The following is a 22,652-nucleotide window of genomic DNA, read 5'->3' as shown; positions in this document are numbered from 1 at the left end:
GGGCCCGGTCGACTCAGAGGAGCTTGCGCAGCTTCATCAGGTCGAACGGGTTCGCCTTGATCGACACACGGCGGTTGGCCACCGCGCGGGTGACGTCGAGGTCACCGCGTACCAGGGCGAGCAGGTCGTCACTGGTGGTGCTCATGGCGATCTTGGCCTTCGGGTCGTCGCCGTCGGTGAGCCCGACCAGACGCCCGTCGGTGATCCGGCCATGGAATGCGGTTTCCAGATCGGTGATCCGGCAGGCCAGGGTGCGGTCCAGGTCGACACGCTCCCGGACGGTCTCCGCGTTGCGTTCGAGGCGGGCGGCCAGATCCTGCAACGCCTGCCGACACTCGTCCACGCTGGCCACCCTCGCCTCCTCGCCACACCACCGTCGTCTCCCGGGCACGGTACCGCACGGCGTGGTCCCGGCGGCCCGGTAGCGTGACACCTGCAGATCCGCCGGGCGAAAGGACTCAGGCATGCAGGACGCGTGGCGCGCCTACCTCGAACTGGCCATGGGCCTGACGGAGGCGCCCCGGAAGAAGGCGCAGGATGCGGTACGCCGGGCGATGGGCTCGACCGGAGCGACCGCCGCACAGCTCCAGACGCTCGCCGAGGAGCTGCGCTCGACCGGCGCGGCGAACCGCGAGGCGCTGACCAAGCTGGTGCGGTTCGAGGTCGAGCGGGCGCTCGGCGCGGTGGGGCTGGCCACGTCCGAGGAGGTCGCCGAACTCGACCGCCGGGTACGCGAGCTGGAGCGTCAGCTTCGTGGAGCGCCCGGCGTGTCCGGTGTCCGCGCCGCACCGGCTGCGACGCCGGCCGGTGCCTCGGCCGAAGCACCCTCCGTCGGCACCCCGGCGACCGCGGCTGCCGCCCCGCCCACCAAGGCGGTCGCGAAGAAGGCCCTGGCCACCAAGGCGGTCGCCAAGAAGGCGGTCGCGAAGAAGGCGGTCGCCAAGAAGGCGGTCGCGAAGAAGGCCGTGGCCAAGAAGACGGTCGCGAAGAAGACGCCCGGGACTGTCGCGCGTACCGCCGACGGCGACCCGGCCGTCCGGCCGGCGAAGGCCGCACCGGCGCGCGGGTCGCGACCGGACAGTGCCGCGTGAGCGGGCGCCGGTGCGGCGCGGTGCTGCGTCATGGGCGTGCGGGGCACGGCGCCGGTCCGACCGGGCGGCGCGGAGTGGCGGCGTGAGCGCGCCACGGCCCGGACCACGTCCGGTCACCCCGCCGCAGCCGTGGGCCGCCGACGGGGCGACGACGCCGGTCACCCGGCGGTCGACGCCGCGGTGCAGGCGATCGTCAATGCCGCGGCTCTCGCTCCGGCCGATCAGATTCCCCAGTACGAGGCCGCGTACCAGACGTTGCGGGAAACACTGGCCACCATCGACCAGGACTGAGGAGGGCCGCCCACCCCATGGCACGTCGTAACCGGTTGGACGCCGAACTCGTCCGCCGCGGCCTGGCCCGCTCCCGGGAGCAGGCGGTCGCGCTGGTGGAGGCGGGCCGGGTCCGGCTGCGGGGGTGCCGGCCCGCAAGGCGGCGGCGATGGTCGACCCCGCCGACCCGCTGCTGGTCACCGGCGCCGATCCCATCTCCGAGTACGTCTCCCGGGGCGGGCACAAACTGGCCGGCGCGCTTGCCGCGTTCGTCCCCGCCGGGCTGGTCGTGACCGGCCGGCGCTGCCTCGACGCCGGCGCGTCCACCGGTGGCTTCACCGACGTCCTGCTGCGCGCCGGCGCGGTGGAGGTGGTCGCCGTCGACGTCGGCTACGGCCAGCTGGCCTGGTCGCTGCGGAACGACCCGCGGGTGCGTGTCTTCGAGCGCACCAACGTCCGGGCGCTGCCCCCCGAGGTGATCGGCGGCCCGGTCGGTCTGACCGTCGCCGACCTGTCGTTCATCTCGTTGCGGCTGGTGCTGCCCGCGCTGGTCGCCTGCACCCGGGCCGACGGCGACCTGGCGCTGATGGTCAAGCCGCAGTTCGAAGTGGGCCGGGAGCGGGTCGGCACCGGCGGGGTGGTCCGCGATCCGGGCGTGCGGGCCGAGGCGGTGCTCGATGTCGCGGCGGCAGCCGCGACGTTGGGACTGGGGTTGGTGGACCTGGCCGCCAGCCCGCTGCCCGGGCCGAGCGGCAACGTCGAGTTCTTCGTATGGTTACGCCGGGACGCGTCACCGGCCGACCCGGAGCGGGTGCGGGCCGTGGTGGCGGCCGGGCCGCCAGGCCCGGCGATGTTCGGCGACGGGCCGGACGGGGCGACGGAGGAGGTGGCCGGGTGAGCGAGCGTGAGCGGTCGGACGGTCAGCGAGTGAACCAGCACGGTTCGAGGTGCCGGGCGACCCGGGCCGGGCGGGTGTCGCGGTGAGCCGCACGGCGCTGCTGGTGACGCACACCGGCCGTCGGCGGAGCACCGAGCATGCCCGTACGGTCGCCGCCGACCTGATCGCCGCCGGTTTCGAGGTCCGGGTGGTCGCCGAGGAGGCCGAGGACCTCGACCTGCCGGGTGTGGTGCCGGTGACGGGGCCCGAGGCGGCCGAGGGCGCCGAGATCGTCTTCGCGCTCGGCGGGGACGGCACGTTCTTGCGCGCCGCGGAGCTGGCCCGGCCGGCGAAGGTGCCGCTGCTCGGCATCAACCTCGGCAAGGTCGGCTTCCTCGCCGAGGCGGAGATCGACGATCTCGACGTCGCGGTCCGTGACGTGGTGGGGCGCCACTACAGCGTCGACGAGCGGCTCACCCTCGATGTCACCGCCGAGTTCGACGGCGGGCCGACGATCGAGTCGTGGGCACTCAACGAGATCAGCGTCGAGAAGGGCGAGCGGGCCCAGATGCTGGAGTTGCTCGTCGACGTCGACGGTCGCCCCCTGTCAAGGTACGGCTGTGACGGGGTGGTCTGTGCCACGCCGACCGGCTCCACGGCGTATGCCTTCTCGGGCGGCGGACCGGTGGTCTGGCCGGAGGTGGAGGCGTTGCTGCTGGTGCCGATCAGCGCGCACGCGTTGTTCAGCCGGCCGCTGGTGACGGCGCCCACCTCGACGTTCTCGATCACCGTCGACCCGTTCACCACGCTCGCGGTGCTGTGCTGCGACGGGCGGCGGGTCTACGACCTGCCGCCGGGGGCCCGGGTCACCGTCCGGCGGGGCGCCCTGCCGGTGCGGGTCGTGCGGCTGCGGGACCGTTCGTTCACCGCCCGTCTGGTGGCAAAGTTCGACCTGCCGGTGCACGGCTGGCGGGGCAACCGCCGCTGACCGCCGCCGCCGCGGTTCGGCGGCGCCGCCGAACCGCGGGCCCGTGCCGGCTGGTCAAGTGTCGGGCCTCGCGTCTACTGTCGGGTGCTGTGCTGGAGGAGCTGCGCATCACCGGACTGGGCGTCATCGAGGACACGACGCTGCCGCTGGCCGGCGGCATGAACGTCATCACCGGCGAGACCGGTGCCGGCAAGACGATGGTGGTGACCGGTCTCGGCCTGCTCTTCGGTGGCCGCGCCGACGCCGGGCGGGTGCGGGCCGAGCCGGGCCGGGCCGTCGTCGAGGGCGGCTGCGCCTCGCCGGCCGGGTGGCGGAGGCGGTGCACGCCCGGATCACCGACGCCGGGGGTGAGCCCGACGAGGACGGGTCCGTGCTGCTGAGCCGTACGGTCACCGTGGAGGGTCGGTCCCGGGCGCACCTGGGCGGGCGCGGCATGCCGGTGTCGATGCTCGGCGAAGTGGGTGAGCAGGTGGTGGCCGTGCACGGCCAGTCCGACCAGCTGCGCCTGCTGCGCCCGGCCGAGCAGCGGGCCGCGCTGGACCGGTTCGCCGGCCCGGAGCACGAGAAGCTGCTCGACGCCACACGCGAGACGTACACCCGGTGGCGGCGGATGGTCGACGACCTGGCGGACCGGCGGCGCAACGCGCGGGAACGCCACCAGGAGGCGGATCTGCTGCGGCTCGGCCTCGACGAGATCACCCGGGTCGATCCGCAGCCGGGCGAGGACGCCGAGTTGAAGACGGAGGCGCAGCGGCTGGAGCACGCGGAGGGCCTGCGTACCGCGGCGCAGCTGGCCCACCAGTGCGTGGCCGGCGGGCTGGAGGCAACCGACGACACGCCCGACGCATCGACGCTGCTCGGCACGGCCCGGCGGACACTGGAGGCGCAGGCCGGCACCGATCCGGCGCTGGGTGAGCTGTCCGCCCGGCTGGAGGAGGCGGCCACCCTGGTCGCCGACGTCTCGGTGGAGCTGTCGACGTACCTCGCCGGCCTGGACGCCGACCCGGCCCGACTGCAGGCCCTCTACGAGCGTCGGGCCGCCCTGCGTGCGCTGACCCGCAAGTACGCGGACGACGTCGACGGCGTCATCGCCTGGGCGGAGCGGGCCCGGACCCGCCTGTCCGACGTGGACACCTCCGACGAACTGCTCGACGAGTTGGAGCGGGAGGCGTCCCGGCTGGCCGGCGAGGTCGCCGAGCTGGCCGGCCGGGTGTCGGTGTCCCGGCAGGAGGCGGCGGTGCGCTTCGCCGAGCAGGTCACCGTCGAGTTGGCCGGCCTGGCGATGCCGCACGCCCGGATCGAGGTCGCGGTGCTGCCCCGACCGGCCGGCCGGGCCGAGCCCACGTTGCCGGTCAACGGCGTCGAGGTCGGCGTCGGGCCGGACGGCGGCGACGAGGTCGAGCTGCGGCTGTTGGCGCACCCGGGTGCGCCGTCGCTGCCGTTGCAGCGGGGTGCCTCCGGTGGCGAGCTGTCCCGGGTGATGCTCGCCATCGAGGTGGTCTTCGCCGGTTCCGGTGGGCCGCCGACGCTGGTCTTCGACGAGGTCGACGCGGGCGTCGGTGGTCAGGCGGCGGTGGAGATCGGCCGGCGGCTGGCCCGGCTGGCCCGTAGTCACCAGGTTCTGGTGGTGACGCACCTGCCCCAGGTCGCCGCCTTCGCCGACCGGCACCTGGTGGTGGCGAAGGACACCGGCGGTGCGGTGACCACCAGCGGGGTGCGGGTGGTGGAGGACACCGAACGCGCCCGCGAACTCGCCCGGATGCTGGCGGGTTTGCCGGATTCGGATCTGGGTATCGCTCACGCGGAGGAACTGCTGGCCGTGGCGGCCAGGGAACGGCGGCCCTGACGCCGCTGATTGTGAGCGGAGGCACGACGGCCTTCGCCCATGTGTGCTTCCCTGGGTAGGCGGCCCTGCTCAGGCATGTCGCGACAGATTCAGCTGCCCCACATGCCAGGATGGTCACGATGCGTCTACCCACGTTGCGCCGGGCCCGGAATGCGGAACCGGGACAGGTCCTCGGCACCGCACGCCTTGATCGCCGTACGAAGCGGCTGGTCGGCCGGCTCCGCCCCGGCGAGATCGCGGTGATCGACCACGTCGACCTGGACCGGGTCGCCGCCGACTCGCTGGTCGCGGTCGGCGTCGGTGCCGTGCTCAACGCCAAGCCGTCGGTCTCCGGCCGCTATCCCAACCTCGGGCCGGAGGTGCTGATCTCGGCGGGCATCCCGCTGGTGGACGACCTCGGTGAGGGGGTCTTCGAGCGGATCCGCGAGGGCGACACGGTGCGGATCGACGGCAACACGGTCTTCCTGGGCGACGACCCGGTGGCGCACGGCAGCCGGCAGGACCCGGAGACCGTGGCCAAGGCGATGACCGACGCCCGGGAGGGCCTGTCGGTGCAGTTGGAGGCGTTCGCCGCCAACACGATGGACTACCTCCGGCAGGAGCGTGACCTGCTGCTCGATGGTGTCGGCGTGCCCGAGATCGCCACCGAGGTGCAGGGGCGGCACTGTCTGATCGTGGTCCGGGGTTACGACTACAAGGCCGACCTGGACGTGCTGCGCCCGTACATCCGGGAGTTCAAGCCGGTGCTGATCGGCGTCGACGGTGGCGCGGACGCCCTGGTCGAGGCGGGCTACACCCCGGATATGATCATCGGCGACATGGACTCGGTCACCGACGACGTGCTGCGCTGCGGCGCCGAGGTGATCGTGCACGCGTACCCCGACGGGCGGGCACCGGGCTTGCCCCGGGTCAACGGCCTGGGGGTGCCGGCGGTGACCTTCCCCGCCGCCGCGACAAGTGAGGACCTCGCCATGCTGCTGGCGGACGAGAAGGGTGCCTCGCTGATCGTCGCCGTGGGCACCCACGCCACGCTCGTCGAGTTCCTCGACAAGGGGCGCGGCGGCATGGCGTCGACGTTCCTCACCCGGCTCAAGGTCGGCGGCAAGCTGGTCGACGCCAAGGGCGTCAGCCGGCTCTACCGGCAGAGCATCTCGGGTTCATCCCTGTTGCTGCTGGTCCTCTCGGCGCTCGCCGCGATGGCCTCGGCGGTGGCCGTCTCCACCGTTGGCAAGGCGTACCTGGGCGTGGTCTCCGAATGGTGGGACAATTTCGTGTTCCAACTCGGCCAGCTCTTCTAGCTCCCGACCGATCAAGAGGCTTCAAGCGTGATCAACTTCCGGTACCACGTGGTGTCCCTGACCGCGGTCTTCCTCGCCCTGGCGATCGGCCTGGTCGTCGGCACAGCGGCCCTCAACGGTCCGGTCGCGGACTCGCTCAAGGAGAACGTCAACGCGCTGCGTAAGGACAACCAGCAGATGCGCCAGGCGGTCCAGAACATGGAGCGGGAGCTGGAGCTGGAGGAGGACTTCGCGGCCGAGATGGCACAGGTCATGCTGCCGGGCACGCTGAGCGGCAAGCGGGTGCTGGTGCTCAGCCTGCCCACCGGCCGCGACCACACCGAAGGTGTGCTCAAGATGCTTCAGCTGGCGGGCGCCGACATCACCGGGCGGATCGACCTGCAGGACAAGTTCATCAACCCGGAGAACAACAACAACCTCCTGGAGCTGGCGGTCACCGCCGCCCGACCGACCAACGCGCCGACCGCCGGCCTGCCCGGCAACGGCCACGGTGTCGAGACCTCGAGTGCCCTGCTGGCCGCCGTGCTGCTGGATCAGCCCGCCGGCTCGGCGCCGGTCACCGAGGCCGACCGGCGGGCAGTGCTGGCCGCGTACGGCAACGCCAACTACCTGACCACCTCCGACCGGGTCACGGCACCCGCGGAGGCGGTCGTGGTGGTCAGCGGGCAGCCGTACGTGGACAAGGACTCCGCCAAGAAGGACGAGTCGGTCGTGAAGATCGCCGAGCAGTTCGACCGGACCGGGGCGATCGTGGTGGCCGGCAACGGCTCCGCCGGCGGCAACCTGGTGGCCTTCGTCAGGGGCGACGCCGTGCTCACCCAGACCATCTCGACCGTCGACAACGCCAACACGGTGCAGGGTCAACTGGTCACCACGCTGGCACTGGTGCAGCAGCTCAACGAGCGCAAGGCCGGCCAGTACGGTGTCGGCGACAACGCCGCTTCCCTGGTGCCTAGACTGCCCCAGTGAGCCGGGAGGCATCCGGTGCCCGATTCCGACGATCTCCGCCGGCCGGCGGGAGGGGGGACCTGAGCGTGCTCGGTCGACTGCTGGTGGCGGGCATCGGGGCGGCCACCGCCCGGTACGCGTTGCGTGAGATCCGCATTTCCCCGGCCGGGCCGGCGCTGGAGCGGACGAACTTCCGCGGACGCACGGTCACCCTGGCCGGCGGCCCGGCGCTCGCAGTCGCCGCCTCCGGTGCGGCGGCGGCCGGCGCGGCGAGCGTGCCGGCCGGGGCAGCGACCCTGGTGGCCGGGCTCGGCGCCGGCGCCGTGGGGCTCTACGACGACGTGGTCGGTGCCCGGCCCGAGCAGAAGGCCGCCAAGGGCTTCGCCGGCCACCTGGCCGCGCTGCGACAGGGCCGGGTCACCGCCGGCCTGGTCAAGATCGCCGGGGTGGGCGCGGCCGGCCTGGCCGCCGCGACCCTGCTCTGCGCCGACCCTCGGGTGGCCGGGCACCGCCGCCGGCAGCGGCAGGGCGCGCTGGGCCGGGGCGTCGACGTGCTGCTCGGCGCGGGGGTGGTGGCGGGCACGGCGAACCTGGTCAACCTGCTCGACCTGCGCCCCGGGCGGGCGCTGAAGTCGGGCCTGCTGCTCGGGGCGCCACTGACGGTCGGCGGGCACGGCGGGATCGCCGCCGGCGCGGTCGGCGCCGCCGTCGGGCTGCTGCCCGCCGATCTCGGCGAGGATGTGATGCTCGGCGACAGCGGCGCGAACGCGCTGGGTGCCCTGCTCGGCGTGGCGCTGGCCGCCCGGACCGGCCCGGCGGGTCGGGCCGGGCTGCTCGCCGTCCTCGCCGGGCTGACCGCGGCCAGCGAGAAGGTGAGTTTCACGGCTGTCATCGCCGACACCCCGGGGCTGCGTGAACTCGACGCGCTGGGCCGGCGCGCCGACTGAGGTGACCAGACCGGCCCCCTCGCCGGCGCCGGCCGGGTGGCCGGAGCAGCCGCGCTCATCGCCGTACTCACCGTCGTCAGCCGGCTGGCCGGGTTCGGGCGTACCGCCGTCTTCACCTGGGTGGTGCAGGACAGCGACCTGGGCGCGATGTACGTCCTCGCGAACACCATCCCCAACATCATCTTCGAGATCGTCGCGGGTGGGGCGCTGGCCAGCCTGGTCGTACCGCTGCTCGCCGGAGCCGCCGCGGCGGGGGACCGGCGGACCGTGGCGACGATCACCGGCGCCCTGCTCACCTGGACCGTGACGCTGCTGGTGCCGCTGGCGGTGCTGGTGGCGCTGGCGGCCGGCCCGGTCGTCTCGCTGCTCGGCGACGGCCGGTCGCCGGAGGAACTGGCGGCAGCCACCCGGATGCTGCGGGTGTTCGCGCCGCAACTGCCGCTCTACGGCATCGGGATCGTGCTCACCGGGGTGCTCCAGGCACACCGCCGTTTCGCCTGGCCGGTGATCGCCCCGTTGCTGTCCAGCCTGACGGTCATCGTCGCCTATCTCGTCTTCGCCGACGTGGCCGGTACCGGGGCGAGCGTGGCGCAGGCCGGCCGGGGCGCGGAGCTGATCCTGTCGGTCGGCACCACCCTCGGCGTGGTGGTGCTGTCGCTGTCGCTGCTGATCCCGTTGCGCCGCTTGCGGCTGCCGCTGCGCGCCGGGTACGCCTTCCCGCGCGACGCGCGGGCCCGGTGCGCGGGCTGGCCGTGGCCGGCGTGGTGACGGTCACCGCCCAGCAGGTGGCGCTGGCGATGATCCTCTACCGGCTCTCCAGCGGACCGACCCAGGCGTTCCAGGTGTTCAACCTGGCGCAGACCTTCTACCTGCTGCCCTGGGCGGTGCTGGCGGTGCCGCTGGCCACCGCCGCCTACCCCACCCTGGCCGCGACGGCCGGCGCGGACGAGCGGACCTACCGGGACGTGCTGTCCGCAACCGTGCGTGCGGTGCTGCTGTGCAGTTGCCTCGGCGCGGCGGTGCTGGTCGGCGCGGCGGGGCCGATCGGGCGGTTCTTCCCGCTCGACGACGCCGCCACCGCCGCGGCGATCGCCGGCTACGCCCCCGGGCTGCTCGGCTACGGCCTGTTCGCGGTGCTGTCGCGGGCGCTGTACGCGCGTGGCGCGACCCGGGCGGCCACCGTCGCCATCACCGCCGGCTGGCTGGCGGTTCCGCTGGTGCTGCTGCCGCTCTCCGGCCTGCTCCCGGTGGCTGACCGGGTGCTCGCCGTGGCACTGGCCAACTCCGTGGGGATGCTGCTGCTCGGCGTGTTGCTGCTGGTCGCCGTGGGGCGGGCGGGTGGCCGGGCGGCTCTGGCCGGTGCCGGACGGGCCGGCGGTGCCGGCCTGCTGGCCGGCACGACGGCCGCCCTCGCCGGGGTGGCGCTGCTGCGGTTGCTGGGCGCCGGGGACGGCACCCCGGCGCGGTGGACGGCACTCGTGCAGGGCATGCTGTCCGGAGTCTTGGTCGGTGTCGTGTTCCTCGGCGTGGTCTGGTTGGTCGACCGGCAGGACCTGCGACCGCTGCTGGCCGGCCTGGGCCGACGCCTGCGCCAGGCCCGGGCGCGGGGTAGGAAGGAGGAAGTGTCCCGGTGAGCGCGAGGAGTGAGCTTGCGAGCCCCGCAGTCGCGAACGGAGGGCCGGTGCGGTGAGCGCGAGGAGTGGACCGGCGGCCGCTGACCACCGGCGCGGCACGGTGGTGCTGCTGCTCGCCTCGAGCACCGGCGGCGTGGGGCAGCATGTCCGAGCGCTGGCCCGAGGGCTGACCGCCGCGGGCGAGCCGGTGCTGGTCTGCGGGCCGGCCGCGACCCAGGACCAGTTCGACTTCGCCGCCACCGGCGCGCGGTTCCGGCCGGTGGAGATCCCGGCCAGCCCCACCCCGGCCGACGTCCGCGCGGTCGCCGCGCTACGCCGGGTGCTCGCCGCGGAGCGGGCCGCCGTGGTGCATGCGCACGGGCTGCGCGCCGGGCTGGTCGCGGTGCTCGCCCGGCCGGCCGCCCCGGTCGTGGTCACCTGGCACAACGCGGTGCTCGCCGGCGGGTTGCGCGGCGGGCTGTCCCGGCTGGCCGAGCGGATCGTGGCCCGGGGTGCCCGGGTGACCCTGGGCGCCTCCGCCGATCTGGTCGAGCGCGCCGGCGCGCTGGGCGCGGCGGACGTCCGGCTGGCCCCGGTCGCCGCTCCGGAACTGCCCGCGCCGCGTCGGCGTCGCGCCGCCGTACGGGCGGAGTTCGCCGTCGCCGCCGACCAGCCGCTGATCCTGTCGGTGGGCCGTTTGCATCCGCAGAAGCGGTACGACGTGCTGGTGGACGCCGCCGCCCGGTGGCGGGAGCGCGTCCCGCCGCCGGTCGTGGTGATCGCCGGCAGTGGTCCCGCCTATCTGCCGCTGGCCGCCCGGGTCAGTGCCGCCCGGGCACCGGTCACCCTGCTGGGGCACCGTACCGATGTGGCCGACCTGCTCACCGGCGCGGACCTGGCCGTGGTGACCAGCGACTGGGAGGCCCGGCAGCTGTTCGCGCAGGAGGCGTTGCGCGCCGGCGTACCGCTGGTCGCGACCGCGGTGGGTGGCCTGCCGGAGCTGGTCGGTGACGGCGCGGTGCTGGTGTCGCCGGGCGATGTCGACGCGGTCGACACCGCGGTGCGCGTGCTGCTCGACGACCCGGCCGGCCGGGTCGAGCTGGGCCGGCGGGGCGCGGCGCGGGCGGCGACCTGGCCGACCGAGGCGGAGACGGTCGGCCAGCTGGTCGCCCTCTACGCCGAGCTGGCGCCCGGCCACGCCGGGCCGGCCACGCCGGGCGCCGACGCACCGTCGACGGGACGCCGGTGATGTTGCGGCGAATCGCACCGTTCCTGCTCACCGTGGTCGTCGTGGCGCTCGGTGTCACCGCGCTGGCGGCCCGCCCGCAGCCGCCGCCGCCGCCGCGACCGTCCGCCGACTATGTCGTCCTGGTCGGGGTGGCCGGCCTGCGCTGGGACGACGTGGATCCGCAGCGGACTCCGACGCTGTGGCGGCTGGCCCGCGACGGCTCGATCGGGTCGCTGTCGGTGCGTTCCGCCCACCGGCCCACCTGCCCGGTGGACGGCTGGCTGACCCTCGGCGCCGGCGGCTTCGCCGCCTGGACCGGCAGCCGCCCCGACGAGCGGTGCCCGCCGGTCGACGTGACGGTGGAGCAGCCGGACGGCATCGGTGCGAACCTGCCGGATCAGGAGAGCGTGGTCCTGCACAACCAGGACCGGCTGCCCTGGGGCACGGTCCCCGGTGCGCTGGCGGAGTCGGTGCGCTGTTCGGTGGCGGTCGGGCCGGGAGCGGCGGTGGCGGCGGCCCGGCCGTTCGGCCGGGTCGACCGGTACGAGCCGAACCTGCCCGAGGATCCGGCCGAGCTGCTCGGCTCGTGCGTGCTCAGCATCGTCGACCTCGGCACCGTCGAGGGCGAGGATCCGGTGGTGCGGGCGTCGGCCGCCCGCGCCGTCGACGCGCGACTCGCCCGGGTGCTCGCCGGCCGGCCACCGCAGTCCCTGGTGATCGTCGCCGGCGTCGCCGACACGGGACGGCCGTCGCGGCTGCACGTGGCGATCGCCGACGGGCCCGGCTGGGAAGAGGGTTGGTTGACCTCGCCCAGCACCGACCGCCGGGGCTACCTCCAACTGGTCGATCTCGCGCCGACCGCGCTGGCCGCGTTGGGCCGTCCGATGCCCGACCGGCCGTTCCTCGGCCGGCCCGCCGAGTCGGTCGGCGGCCGGCCGGCGGACCTGTCCGCCGCGATCGCCGAGCCGGCCGACGCGGACCGGGAGGCCGCCGCCCAGCGGGAGGTGGGCGGCGGGTTCTTCGTCCTGCTCGCCGCCGCCCAGGTCGTGCTCGCCGTGGCGGTGCTGCCGCTGCTGCGCCGGGCCCGCCGGCACGCCGGGCCGTACGGGCCGAAGCCGGTGTCCCGGCGGGTGGTGGCGACCGTGGAGGTGCTGCTCGTGGCCGCCGCGCTCGCGGTTCCGGCGGCGCTGCTCGCCGAGGCCGCACCGTGGTGGCGCTACGCCCATCCGGCCGCCTCGTTCGCCGGGCTGACCGCGGTGCTGCTGGCCGCCACGACGCTGCTGGTGCGGCTGACCCCCGGCTACCACACCACCCTCGGCCCGCTCGGCGCGGTGGCGGGGCTGACCGCGCTGGCCATCGGCCTGGACGTCGTCACCGGCGCCCGGTTGCAGCTCAACGGCGTGGTCGGCTACTCCGCGCTGGAGGGGGGCCGCTACGCCGGGCTCGGCACCGTCGGGCTCGGGGTGTTCGTCGCCGGGGCGTTGCTGAGCGCGGGCTGGCTGGCCCAGCGGGTGCGCCGCGGCTGGCGGCCGACCGTGATGGTGATCGTGGGTGGCGCCGCCGTGGTGGTGGTGGGCAGTCCCTACCTGGGTGCCGACTCGATCGGCGCGATCGCCCTGACCGCCGGGGTGAGCGTCGCCGCGGCGATCAGCGCCGGCGGCTGGTTGACCCTGACCCGGCTCGCCTGGGCGGCCGTGGCCGGTGTGGCGGTGACGGTCGGGTTCGCGGTGGTGGACCTGGGTCGTTCGCCGGCCGAACGGGGCAGCCTGGGCCGGTTCCTGGCCGCGCTCGGCGACGGCACCGCCGGGCTGACCGTGCAGCGCTCCAGTGCGTCCAGCTACGAGACCCTGGTCAACAGCCCGCTGACCGTGCTGGCCTTGGTCGGCGCCCTGCTGGTCTGGTTCGCGCTGCTGCAGCCGTGGGGCGGGCTGCTGCGGTTGTTCGGCATCTACCCGGCGGTCCGGGCGGCGATGGCGGGCACCGCGGTGGCGGCCGGGATCGGCGGTGTGCTGGGTGCCGCGGCGCTGGACGTGGCCGGCGCGGCCGCCGCGGTCGTGGTGCCGATGGCGGCGCTGTCCGCGCTGCGGGTCCTCGACCACTCCGCGGACCGGACCCGGCCCGGCGCGGACCGTCCGGCCGACGGGGCCCGGTCACCGCGGACGGCGACGGCGGTGCGGGTGCCGGCGGACCGGCGCGGGACGGTGCCGGGACGCCGGTCGGCGCCGGTGGCGCGGCGCCGGACGACGACGCGGGACCCGGCGGCGCCGCCGGATCGGAGCCCGGACGCGCGCGCGGCCGGGCCCTGCGGTCGTCGGCCGAGGTCGCGACCGGGTGACCCGGTGCCGCGTACCCGGGTGCGGCCCTGGTGCGCCGCCGGGGAGGTGTTAGCGTGGAATCCCGTGGATCGCGTGATCACTTCGCTGATCGGCTCGGCGGTCTGCATGACCGCGACGGACGACACGGGAGCAGGCCTTGGCCCCATCAGCACGGACGACCAGGCACATTTTCGTCACCGGGGGCGTCGCCTCCTCGCTGGGTAAGGGGTTGACCGCCTCCAGCCTCGGCAATCTGCTGACCGCCCGCGGGCTTCGCGTGGCGATGCAGAAGCTCGACCCGTACCTCAACGTCGACCCCGGCACGATGAACCCGTTCCAGCACGGCGAGGTCTTCGTCACCGAGGACGGCGCCGAGACGGATCTCGACGTCGGCCACTACGAGCGATTCCTGGACCGGGCGCTCTCCGGCAAGGCGAACGTCACCACCGGCCAGATCTACTCCGACGTGATCGCCAAGGAGCGGCGCGGTGAGTATCTGGGCGACACCGTCCAGGTGATCCCGCACATCACCAACGAGATCAAGTCGCGGATCATGGCGATGGCCGACCCGGACGACGACGCCCGCATCCCGGACGTGGTGATCACCGAGGTCGGCGGCACGGTCGGTGACATCGAGTCGCTGCCGTTCCTGGAGGCGATCCGCCAGGTCCGCCACGACCTGGGCCGGGACAACTGCTTCTACCTGCACGTCTCGCTGGTGCCCTATCTGGCCCCCTCCGGCGAGCTGAAGACCAAGCCGACCCAGCACTCGGTGGCGCAGCTGCGCAGCATAGGTATCCAGCCCGACGCGATCGTCTGCCGCTCCGACCGGGACATCCCGGACAAGCTCAAGCACAAGCTGTCCCTCTACTGCGACGTCGACGCCGAGGCGGTCATCGCCGCGCCGGACGCGCCCAGCATCTACGACATCCCCAAGGTGCTGCACCGGGAGGGACTCGACGCGTACGTGGTGCGTCGGCTCGGGCTCTCGTTCCGCGACGTGGACTGGGACGGCTGGGACGACCTGCTGGAGCGGGTGCACCAGCCCCGGCACACCATCACCGTCGCCCTCGTCGGCAAGTACGTCGACCTGCCCGACGCGTACCTGTCGGTCAGCGAGGCGATCCGGGCGGCCGGTTTCGGCCACCGGGCCCGGGTGCAGCTGCGCTGGGTGCCCAGCGACGACTGCGTCACCCCGACGGGAGCGGCGGCGGCCCTGGCGGGTGTCGACGGCATCGTCATCCCCGGCGGGTTCGGTGTCCGCGGCATCGAGGGCAAGATCGGCACCGCCCGGTACGCGCGGGAGAACGGCATCCCGCTGCTCGGCCTCTGCCTCGGCCTGCAGTGCATGACCATCGAGGTGGCCCGGCACCTGGCCAGCCTGGACGGCGCCAACTCGCTGGAGTTCGACGCCGAGGCGGTGCACCCGGTCATCGCCACCATGGCCGACCAGGAGGACATCGTGGCCGGCCGGGGCGACCTCGGCGGCACGATGCGGCTCGGCGCGTACCCGGCGGCCCTCGCCGAGGGCTCGCTCGTCGCGCAGGCCTACGGCAGCACGCAGGTCAGCGAGCGGCACCGGCACCGCTACGAGGTGAACAACGCCTACCGTGACCAGCTCACCAAGGCGGGGCTGCACATCTCGGGCACCTCGCCGGACGGCCGGCTGGTCGAGTTCGTCGAGCTGGACCGGGACCTGCACCCGTTCTTCGTGGCCACCCAGGCGCACCCGGAACTCAAGAGCCGTCCGACCCGGCCGCACCCGCTGTTCGCCGCCTTCGTCCAGGCCGCGGTGAGGTACTCGCAGGCCGACCAGCTTCCGGTCGAACTGGACGGCAGCAGCACCACCGCCGAGCGGGCGAGCCGCAACGGGATCGCCACGAAGGCGACCTCGGCGTCGTGAGCGCCGTGGAGCACCGCTACGAGGTGCGCTCCCGCGAGGTGCGCTACCGCGGCCGGATCTTCGACGTGGTCACCGAGGAGGTGACCATGCCCGGCGGCGGCACGGCCGCCCGCGACCTCGTCCGACACGTCGGCGCGGTGGCGGTGGTCGCGGTGGACGAGGCCGGCCAGGTGGTGCTGATCCGGCAGTACCGCCAGCCGGTCGGCCGGCGGCTGTGGGAACTGCCGGCCGGGCTGACCGACGTGGCCGGGGAGGATCCCTCGGCGACGGCGGCCCGCGAGTTGGCCGAGGAGGTCGACCTCACCGCCGGCCGGCTCGACGTCCTGGTCGACCTGCACAGCTCACCCGGGTTCACCAACGAACTGGTCCGGGTCTTCCTGGCCCGGGACCTCGACGACGTCCCGGCGCCGCAGCGGCACGACCGCCACGACGAGGAGGCCGACCTGCAGATCGTCCGGATCGACCTGGACGAGGCGGTCGGCATGGTGCTGGCGGGTGAGATCACCAACGCGTCGTGCGTGGCCGGGCTGCTCGCCGCCGCCCGTGCCCGGGACGCCGGCTGGTCGGTGCTGCGCCGGGCGGACACCCGCTGCCCGGCTGACCGCCGGTACGCGCCGCGGGGCCGGGCGGTTCTCCGCCCGGCCCCCGCGTGGTCGCGTCGATTCAGTCGCGCAACGGTCGACCCTGCGCGTCGACGCCACCGTTGACCAGGATCAGGATGCCGTCGACGAGGCCCCAGAGGCTGCCGACGCCGAAGGTGCAGACACTCACGACGAGCTGTAGGACGCCGGTCTTGGTGTCACCGATGTAGAACCGGCCGGCGCCGAAGAAGCCGAGCAGGATGCCGAGGACGCCTGCGACGACCTTGCTCTTGTCAGAAACGCCCTGGGGATGCCCGGGCTGGATGGGAGGAGTGGTCATGAGGCGACACGATAGTGATCGACTCAGTCGCTGTCCGCACCGGTGCGCACCAGGTGGGACGATGAGGGTCGAACACCGTCCTGACGGCTGAGGTGACGTCCACCCGGGCCGGGGTTCCACACCTGACACTTCGTCAACGGCAACGGCGACCGGGTGTCACAGTGCAGGCTCCGGTGAGCTGCGGACACGCCTAGACTGCCGCCGGCGGGACCGGATGACCGTGGCGGCAAAGGGGCCGGCCACGGCACCGCGCACTCGGGGAGGATCTCCCCGAAGAGAGGTGTCTGCATCGTGAAGGTCGGCATCCCACGCGAGGTAAAGAACCACGAGTACCGGGTGGCGATCACGCCCGCGGGCGTCAACGAGTTCAGCCGCGCCGGCCACCAGGTCTTCGTCGAGGCCGGCGCCGGGATCGGGTCGAGCATCACCGACGAGGAGTTCACCGCGGCCGGCGCCAAGATCCTGGAGTCCGCCGACGAGGTGTGGGACGCCGCGGAACTGGTCCTCAAGGTCAAGGAACCGGTCGCCGAGGAGCACCACCGGATGCGCGAGGGGCAGGTCCTCTTCACCTACCTGCACCTGGCCGCGTCCCGGGACTGCACCCAGGCGCTGCTCGACCACGGGGTCACCGGCATCGCCTACGAGACCGTCGAGCTGCCGGACCGGTCGTTGCCGCTGCTCGCGCCGATGTCCGAGGTGGCCGGACGGCTCGCCCCGCAGGTCGGTGCCTTCCACCTGATGCGCACCGGTGGCGGCCGGGGGGTGCTGCCCGGTGGCGTCTCCGGCGTGTACGCGGCCAAGACCGTGGTCATCGGCGCCGGCGTCTCCGGCATGAACGCCGCCGCGATCGCCCTGGGCCTGCAGTCCGAGGTGCTGCTGCTGGACAAGAACGTCGGCCGGTTGCGGCAGGCCGACGCCATCTACCGGGGCCACCTGCAGACGGTGGCCTCCAATGCGTACGAGATCGAACGGGCCGTGCTGGATGCGGACCTGGTCATCGGCGCGGTGCTGGTGCCGGGCGCGAAGGCGCCGAAGCTGATCTCCAACGAGCTGGTCTCCCGGATGAAGTCCGGCAGCGTGCTTGTCGACATCGCCATCGACCAGGGCGGCTGCTTCGAGGACTCGCGGCCCACCACGCACGCCGATCCCGTCTACCGGGTGCACGAGTCGATCTTCTACTGCGTCGCGAACATGCCCGGCGCGGTGCCGAACACCAGCACCTACGCGCTGACGAACGTCACCCTCCCGTACGCGCTGGAGCTGGCCAACCACGGCTGGCGCGAGGCCGCGCGCCGCGACCCGGCGCTGGCGCTGGGCCTGAACACCCACTCCGGGCAGGTCGTCTACGGCCCGGTCGCCGACGCGCACGGCCTGCCCACCCTGCCGCTGGCCGAGGTGCTGGCCTGACCGGCGACCGGCGCACCGCCGAGGCGGACCGGGCCGACGCGGGCGAGGCGCCCGCGCCGGCCCTGCGTCGTGCCCTCCGCGGTTACCTGGACCACCTCACCGTCGAACGTGGACTGGCCGCGAACACCCTCGCGTCGTACCGCCGGGACCTGGACCGTTACCTCGGCTCGCTGACCGCCGCCGGAGTGACCGACCTGTCCGCCGTCTCGGCCGGCGAGATCGAACGTCACCTCGCCCGGCTGCGCGCCGGCGCCGACGGGCATCCACCGTTGGCCGTCTCGTCGGCCGCCCGTGCCGCCAGCGCGGTGCGCGGCCTGCACCGGTTCGCGGTGCGCGAGGGCCTGGCCGGCGCCGACCCGAGCCGCGACGTCCGTCCGCCCGTCCCGCCCCGCCGGCTGCCCCGGGCGCTGCCGGTCGACGACGTGATCCGGCTGCTGGAGACCGCCGGGCCGGTGGACGCGGCCGGCGACGCCGGGCCGTTGGCGCTGCGCGACCGGGCGCTGCTGGAGTTCCTGTACGGCACCGGGGCCCGCATCTCCGAGGCGGTCGGCGCCGCGGTGGACGATGTGGACCTCGACGACGCGGTGGCGGTGCTCCGCGGCAAGGGCGGGCGTACCCGCCTGGTGCCGATCGGCGGGTACGCGTCGCGGGCGCTGGGCGCATACCTGGTGCGGGCCCGGCCCGGGCTGGCCGCCGCCGGTCGGGGCACCCCGGCGGTCTTCCTCAACGCCCGGGGTGGCCCGCTGACCCGCCAGGGCGCCTGGACCATCCTGCGCCGCGCCGCCGTGCGGGCCGGCCTGACCGTCGAGGGGCCGCACGCCGTCTCGCCGCACACGCTGCGCCACTCGTACGCCACCCATCTGCTCGACGGCGGCGCGGACGTGCGGGTGGTGCAGGAACTGCTCGGCCACGCCTCGGTCACCACCACGCAGGTCTACACCCTGGTCACCGTCGAACGGCTGCGGGAGGTCTACGCCACCGCGCACCCGCGCGCCCGGGGCTGACCGCCACCGGCCGGCCTCGCGGCGGAGGGCCGGGTGCCGCCGGCCGCGGGCGCGGGGCCGACCGACGCTGCCGGACGCCGTCGGCCGACACGCCGAGCGGGTGCCGAACCCCTGCTGGCCGGTGGCGTACAGTCGGCATCGGCGCGGCCCTCGCGGCGAGTGGACCGGGGTGCGCAGCGGCGCTGCGAAGGACGTCGGGCGGCTCCGACGCCGGATGGTCGTCGGGAGGGGGCAACGAGAACATGGCTGGCAACGGTGACCGTGCCGAGACCTGGACGACCGAGCTCCGCGAACAGCAGAACGCCCTCGGCTCGGACCTCGGCCCGGCGGACCCGGCCGCCTACACGATGCGCAAGCCGATCCCCGAGCCCATGCCCACCGACCGGCACGGCCCGGCCCGCATCATCGCCATGGCCAACCAGAAGGGCGGCGTCGGCAAGACCACCACGACCATCAACCTCGGTGCCGCGCTCGCCGAGTACGGTCGCAAGGTCCTGCTTGTCGACTTCGACCCGCAGGGCGCTCTCTCCGTCGGGCTGGGGGTGAACCCCCACAACCTGGACCTGTCGGTCTACAACCTGTTGATGCAGGACGACGTGACCGCCGACGACGTGCTCATCAAGACCGACGTGGCCGGGCTGCACCTGCTGCCGGCCAACATCGACCTCTCCGCGGCCGAGATCCAGCTCGTCAACGAGGTCGCCCGCGAGATGGCCCTGGCGCGGGTGCTCAAGAGCGTCCGCAAGGAGTACGACTACATCCTGATCGACTGCCAGCCGTCGCTCGGCCTGCTGGCGATCAACGCGTTGACCGTCTCGCACGGCGTGCTCGTCCCGCTGGAGTGCGAGTTCTTCAGCCTGCGCGGGGTGGCCCTGCTGCTGGACACCATCGACAAGGTGCGCGAGCGGCTCAACTTCGACCTGGAGCTCGAGGGCATCCTCGCCACCATGTACGACAGCCGCACCACGCACTGCCGGCAGGTGCTCCAGCGGGTGGTGGAGGCGTTCGGCGACAAGGTCTACCAGACGGTGATCACCAAGACGGTGAAGTTTCCCGAGTCCACCGTCGCCGGCTCACCGATCACCACGCTCGACCCGGCGTCCTCGGGCGCCCGCAACTACCGTCAGCTGGCCCGTGAGGTGATCGCCGCGCAGGCGGACCGGTAGGCCGGCAATTTCCAGGTGTCCAGACCGTGGACTACGGTCGTCGGCGTGAGTGCGCCGCCCATCGACCCGACCGCCGCGGCCCAGACTCCGACCCTGGCGGCCGACCCTGGCGTGCCACTTTCCGTCGCCGACGTGGCGTCGGCGGACGGCGGCCGGTTCACCGTCCGGCTGGCGAACTTCACCGGCCCCTTCGACCTGCTGCTGCAACTGATCGGCAAGCACAAGCTCGACGTCACCGAGGTCGCCCTGCACCGGGTCACCGACGAGTTCATCGCCTACATCCGGGCGATGGGCGACGCCTGGGACCTGGACGAGGCGAGCGAATTCCTGCTGATCGCCGCGACCCTGCTCGACCTGAAGGCGGCCCGGCTGCTGCCCGCCGCCGAGGTGGAGGACCCGGAGGACCTCGCGCTGCTGGAGGCGCGGGACCTGCTCTTCGCCCGGCTGTTGCAGTACAAGGCCTACAAGGAGGCGGCGGCGCACATCGCCGTCCTGGAGGAGGTCGGCGGACGCCGCTACCCCCGCGCCGTCACCCTGGAGGCCCGCTTCGCCGAGGCGCTGCCCGACCTGGTGCTCGGCGTCGGCCCGCAGCGGCTGCTCCGGCTGGCCGTCAAGGCGATGAGCCCGAAGCCGGTGCCCGAGGTCTCCATCGCGCACGTGCACATGGTCCGGGTCAGCGTGCGGGAGCACGCCGCGGTCATCGCCGAGCGGCTGCGTCGCGCCGGAACCGCCACGTTCTCGTTGCTCTGTGCCGACTGCGAGGCCACCCTGGAGGTGGTCGCCCGGTTCCTCGCCCTGCTGGAGCTGTACCGGCAGGGCGTGGTGGCCTTCGTCCAGGAGCAGGCCCTGGAGGAGCTGACTGTCCGCTGGACCGGCCCCGCCGACGGCGGCGAGACTCTGACGATCGACGAGTACGCCGGAACGCCCGCCGGGCCGGCGGCGGACACCGAGCCGGCACCTGGCGCCGAGCCGGCATCCGGCGCGGCCGGGACGGCAACGACGGAGGAGCGAGCCGGATGAGCAACGAGGAACGCCCCGATTCCCTGGCCGACCAGGCCGCCGCCTGGATCCCACCCTGGCAGCGCACCACCCCGCCCCGCGACCCCGCTCCCGAAGACCTCCCCGCCCCACGCGAGCCCGACGACGTGACAGATCCTGGTACCCAGTTGCCCCGCCGGGGGCACTCCGGTACGCAGCTGCCCCGCCAGGGGCACTCCGACACCGAAACCTCGGCGCACGGTGCGGGGGCGGGCGGGGAGACGGCCGGGTCCGCGACCGGCGACCCGGGTTCGGCGATGCAGGACGGCGCGGCAGCGGGGCGGAAGCGTCCGCCGGCACGGGCCCGGGTGGTGCCGGAGCCGCCGCCGGTGCTCGACGACGCCGAACTGCGTGGCGCGCTGGAGGCGATCCTGCTCGTGGTGGACGAACCCGTCAGCGAGCTGATCCTGGCCCAGGTGCTCGAGCAGCCCGCCGAACGGATCGGCCCGATGCTGGACGAGATCGCCGCCGGCTACACCGCCGCCGGCCACGGATTCGAGCTGCGCCGGGCGGCCGGCGGATGGCGTCTCTACACCCGGCCGGAATACGCCACCTACGTCGAACGGTTCGTCCTGGACGGGCAGTCGGTCCGGCTGACCCAGGCCGCGCTGGAGACCCTGGCCGTGGTGGCGTACAAGCAGCCGGTCACCCGGTCGCGCATCTCGGCCATCCGCGGCGTCAACTGCGACGGGGTGATCCGTACCCTGGTCTCCCGGGGCCTGATCGAGGAGTGCGGCACCGAGACGGACAGCGGGGCGTACCTGTACCGGACGACCACGATGTTCCTGGAGAAGCTCGGCCTCGACAGCCTCGACGACCTGCCACCGCTGGCCCCGTTCCTCCCCGACGACGTAGAAGAGCTTGCCGATGCCACGCGATAACCGCACCCCGTCCCCGGACGCGCCCGTCTACACCGGCCCCGAGCGCCTGCAGAAGGTGCTTGCCGCCGCCGGTGTGGGCTCCCGGCGTGCCTGCGAAGACCTGATCTTCCGCCGGCGGGTGACGGTCGACGGGCGGGTGGCCCAGCTCGGCGACAAGGTCGACCCGGCCACCGCGGTCATCCACGTCGACGGCGAGCGGTTGGTGGCCGACACCCGGCTGGTCTACCTGGCGTTGAACAAGCCGCGCGGAGTGGTTTCCACAATGGCCGACGAGAAGGGGCGCACCGCCCTGGCCGACTTCATCGGCAACCGCGTCGAACAGCGGGTCTACCACGTCGGGCGGCTCGATGCGGACAGCGAGGGCCTGCTGCTGCTCACCAACGACGGCACCCTGGCGCACCGCCTGATGCACCCCTCGTACGGGGTGCCGAAGACGTACCTGTGCGAGGTCGCCGGGCCGATCCCGCGCAACCTCGGCAGGCGGCTGGCGGCCGGGATCGAGCTGGACGACGGACCGGTGACGGTCGACGCGTTCCGGGTGGTGGACAGTCTGGGACGTACCGCCCAGGTCGAGCTGACCCTGCACGAAGGCCGCAAACACATCGTACGGCGGCTGCTCGCCGAGGTCGGCCACCCGGTGAGCCGCCTGGTGCGTACCTCCATCGGGCCGATCCGGCTCGGCGACCTGCGCGCCGGGCGCACCCGACGGCTGACCAACGCGGAGGTCGCCGCCCTGTTCAAGGCCGTGGGTGACTGACCGCGCGGTCGCGGGTACGGCTGAGGGTAGGCTCCTGACGGCCCGGTGACGTCGGCAGGCCGTACGCGGCGCCGCCGGGCATGATTGAGGACGTGTGGTCAACCGCTCGCGTGCACCGTCGAGGCGGAACGTGAGGTACGGGCTGAGGAGGACA

The 22,652-nt window shown here is 73.9% G+C and carries 15 protein-coding genes and 6 pseudogenes; 19 read left to right on the top strand and 2 right to left on the bottom strand.

Annotation, left to right across the window (positions count from 1 at the left end):
* Window positions 1-13 precede the first annotated feature (13 nt).
* Window positions 14-352, bottom strand: coding sequence for an SCP2 sterol-binding domain-containing protein (locus KIF24_RS18325; protein ID WP_221085096.1), 339 nt, complete (start codon window positions 350-352; stop codon window positions 14-16).
* A gap of 112 nt (window positions 353-464) precedes the next feature.
* Between KIF24_RS18325 and KIF24_RS18320 the strand changes: the two genes are divergently transcribed.
* The 13 genes and pseudogenes from KIF24_RS18320 to KIF24_RS18260 form a co-directional block, all read left to right on the top strand.
* Window positions 465-1,091, top strand: coding sequence for a phasin family protein (locus KIF24_RS18320; RefSeq protein ID WP_221085095.1), 627 nt, complete (start codon window positions 465-467; stop codon window positions 1,089-1,091).
* A 30-nt stretch (window positions 1,092-1,121) separates the two neighbouring features.
* The gene (locus KIF24_RS18315; protein WP_221087675.1) at window positions 1,122-1,382 is read left to right on the top strand and encodes a hypothetical protein; all 261 of its coding nucleotides are present in this window, start codon (window positions 1,122-1,124) and stop codon (window positions 1,380-1,382) included.
* Window positions 1,383-1,399: 17 nt separating this feature from the next.
* Window positions 1,400-2,259 (top strand): annotated as a pseudogene (locus KIF24_RS18310) (TlyA family RNA methyltransferase).
* An 82-nt stretch (window positions 2,260-2,341) separates the two neighbouring features.
* Window positions 2,342-3,226 (top strand): NAD kinase, encoded by an 885-nt coding sequence (locus tag KIF24_RS18305; protein ID WP_221085094.1) that lies wholly within the window; start codon window positions 2,342-2,344, stop codon window positions 3,224-3,226.
* Window positions 3,227-3,315: 89 nt separating this feature from the next.
* Window positions 3,316-5,072, top strand: a pseudogene (recN, locus tag KIF24_RS18300) (DNA repair protein RecN).
* Window positions 5,073-5,191: 119 nt separating this feature from the next.
* Window positions 5,192-6,370 carry a putative cytokinetic ring protein SteA gene (gene steA / locus KIF24_RS18295; protein WP_221085093.1) on the top strand — a complete coding sequence of 393 codons (1,179 nt, stop codon included), beginning with the start codon at window positions 5,192-5,194 and terminating at the stop codon, window positions 6,368-6,370.
* A gap of 27 nt (window positions 6,371-6,397) precedes the next feature.
* Complete coding sequence (locus tag KIF24_RS18290) at window positions 6,398-7,339, top strand: copper transporter (protein ID WP_221085092.1); 942 nt, start codon at window positions 6,398-6,400, stop codon at window positions 7,337-7,339.
* A gap of 59 nt (window positions 7,340-7,398) precedes the next feature.
* Complete coding sequence (locus KIF24_RS18285; protein WP_221087421.1) at window positions 7,399-8,265, top strand: hypothetical protein; 867 nt, start codon at window positions 7,399-7,401, stop codon at window positions 8,263-8,265.
* Window position 8,266: 1 nt separating this feature from the next.
* Window positions 8,267-9,899: pseudogene (gene murJ, locus KIF24_RS18280) on the top strand (murein biosynthesis integral membrane protein MurJ).
* Between the two features lie 52 nt (window positions 9,900-9,951).
* Complete coding sequence (locus tag KIF24_RS18275; protein ID WP_221085091.1) at window positions 9,952-11,127, top strand: glycosyltransferase family 4 protein; 1,176 nt, start codon at window positions 9,952-9,954, stop codon at window positions 11,125-11,127.
* Window positions 11,127-13,441, top strand: a pseudogene (locus KIF24_RS18270) (hypothetical protein). The gene KIF24_RS18275 and the pseudogene KIF24_RS18270 overlap by 1 nt, the downstream one beginning before the upstream one ends.
* A 137-nt stretch (window positions 13,442-13,578) precedes the next feature.
* Entirely contained in the window at window positions 13,579-15,324 is a 1,746-nt protein-coding gene (locus tag KIF24_RS18265; RefSeq protein ID WP_221085090.1) for a CTP synthase, read from the top strand.
* Window positions 15,321-15,920: pseudogene (locus KIF24_RS18260) on the top strand (NUDIX domain-containing protein); the annotation flags it as partial. The gene KIF24_RS18265 and the pseudogene KIF24_RS18260, both read left to right, overlap by 4 nt.
* A gap of 67 nt (window positions 15,921-15,987) precedes the next feature.
* Here KIF24_RS18260 and KIF24_RS18255 read toward each other — a convergent pair.
* Complete coding sequence (locus tag KIF24_RS18255; RefSeq protein ID WP_221085089.1) at window positions 15,988-16,245, bottom strand: TM2 domain-containing protein; 258 nt, start codon at window positions 16,243-16,245, stop codon at window positions 15,988-15,990.
* A 291-nt stretch (window positions 16,246-16,536) separates the two neighbouring features.
* Between KIF24_RS18255 and ald the strand changes: the two genes are divergently transcribed.
* The 6 genes and pseudogenes from ald to KIF24_RS18225 all read left to right on the top strand — a co-directional run bounded on the left by ald (window position 16,537) and on the right by KIF24_RS18225 (window position 22,498).
* On the top strand, window positions 16,537-17,652 hold the full coding sequence (gene ald / locus KIF24_RS18250; protein WP_221085088.1) for an alanine dehydrogenase: 1,116 nt from the start codon (window positions 16,537-16,539) through the stop codon (window positions 17,650-17,652).
* A complete protein-coding gene (locus KIF24_RS18245; protein WP_230416594.1) occupies window positions 17,649-18,656 on the top strand; it encodes a tyrosine recombinase in 1,008 nt (335 codons plus the stop codon). The genes ald and KIF24_RS18245 overlap by 4 nt, the downstream gene beginning before the upstream one ends.
* Window positions 18,657-18,898: 242 nt before the next feature.
* Window positions 18,899-19,822, top strand: coding sequence for a ParA family protein (locus KIF24_RS18240; protein WP_221085087.1), 924 nt, complete (start codon window positions 18,899-18,901; stop codon window positions 19,820-19,822).
* Between the two features lie 26 nt (window positions 19,823-19,848).
* Window positions 19,849-20,842: pseudogene (locus KIF24_RS18235) on the top strand (segregation and condensation protein A).
* Window positions 20,839-21,741 (top strand): SMC-Scp complex subunit ScpB, encoded by a 903-nt coding sequence (gene scpB, locus KIF24_RS18230; RefSeq protein WP_221085085.1) that lies wholly within the window; start codon window positions 20,839-20,841, stop codon window positions 21,739-21,741. Before KIF24_RS18235 ends, scpB begins: the two are co-directional and overlap by 4 nt.
* Entirely contained in the window at window positions 21,728-22,498 is a 771-nt protein-coding gene (locus KIF24_RS18225; RefSeq protein ID WP_221085084.1) for a pseudouridine synthase, read from the top strand. Before scpB ends, KIF24_RS18225 begins: the two co-directional genes overlap by 14 nt.
* Window positions 22,499-22,652 lie beyond the last annotated feature (154 nt).

The organism is Micromonospora tarapacensis (genome assembly GCF_019697375.1).
Lineage (GTDB): Bacteria > Actinomycetota > Actinomycetes > Mycobacteriales > Micromonosporaceae > Micromonospora > Micromonospora tarapacensis.
The sequence above is the reverse complement of the archived record's forward strand: the minus strand, read 5'-3'. Positions and strand labels throughout refer to the sequence as shown.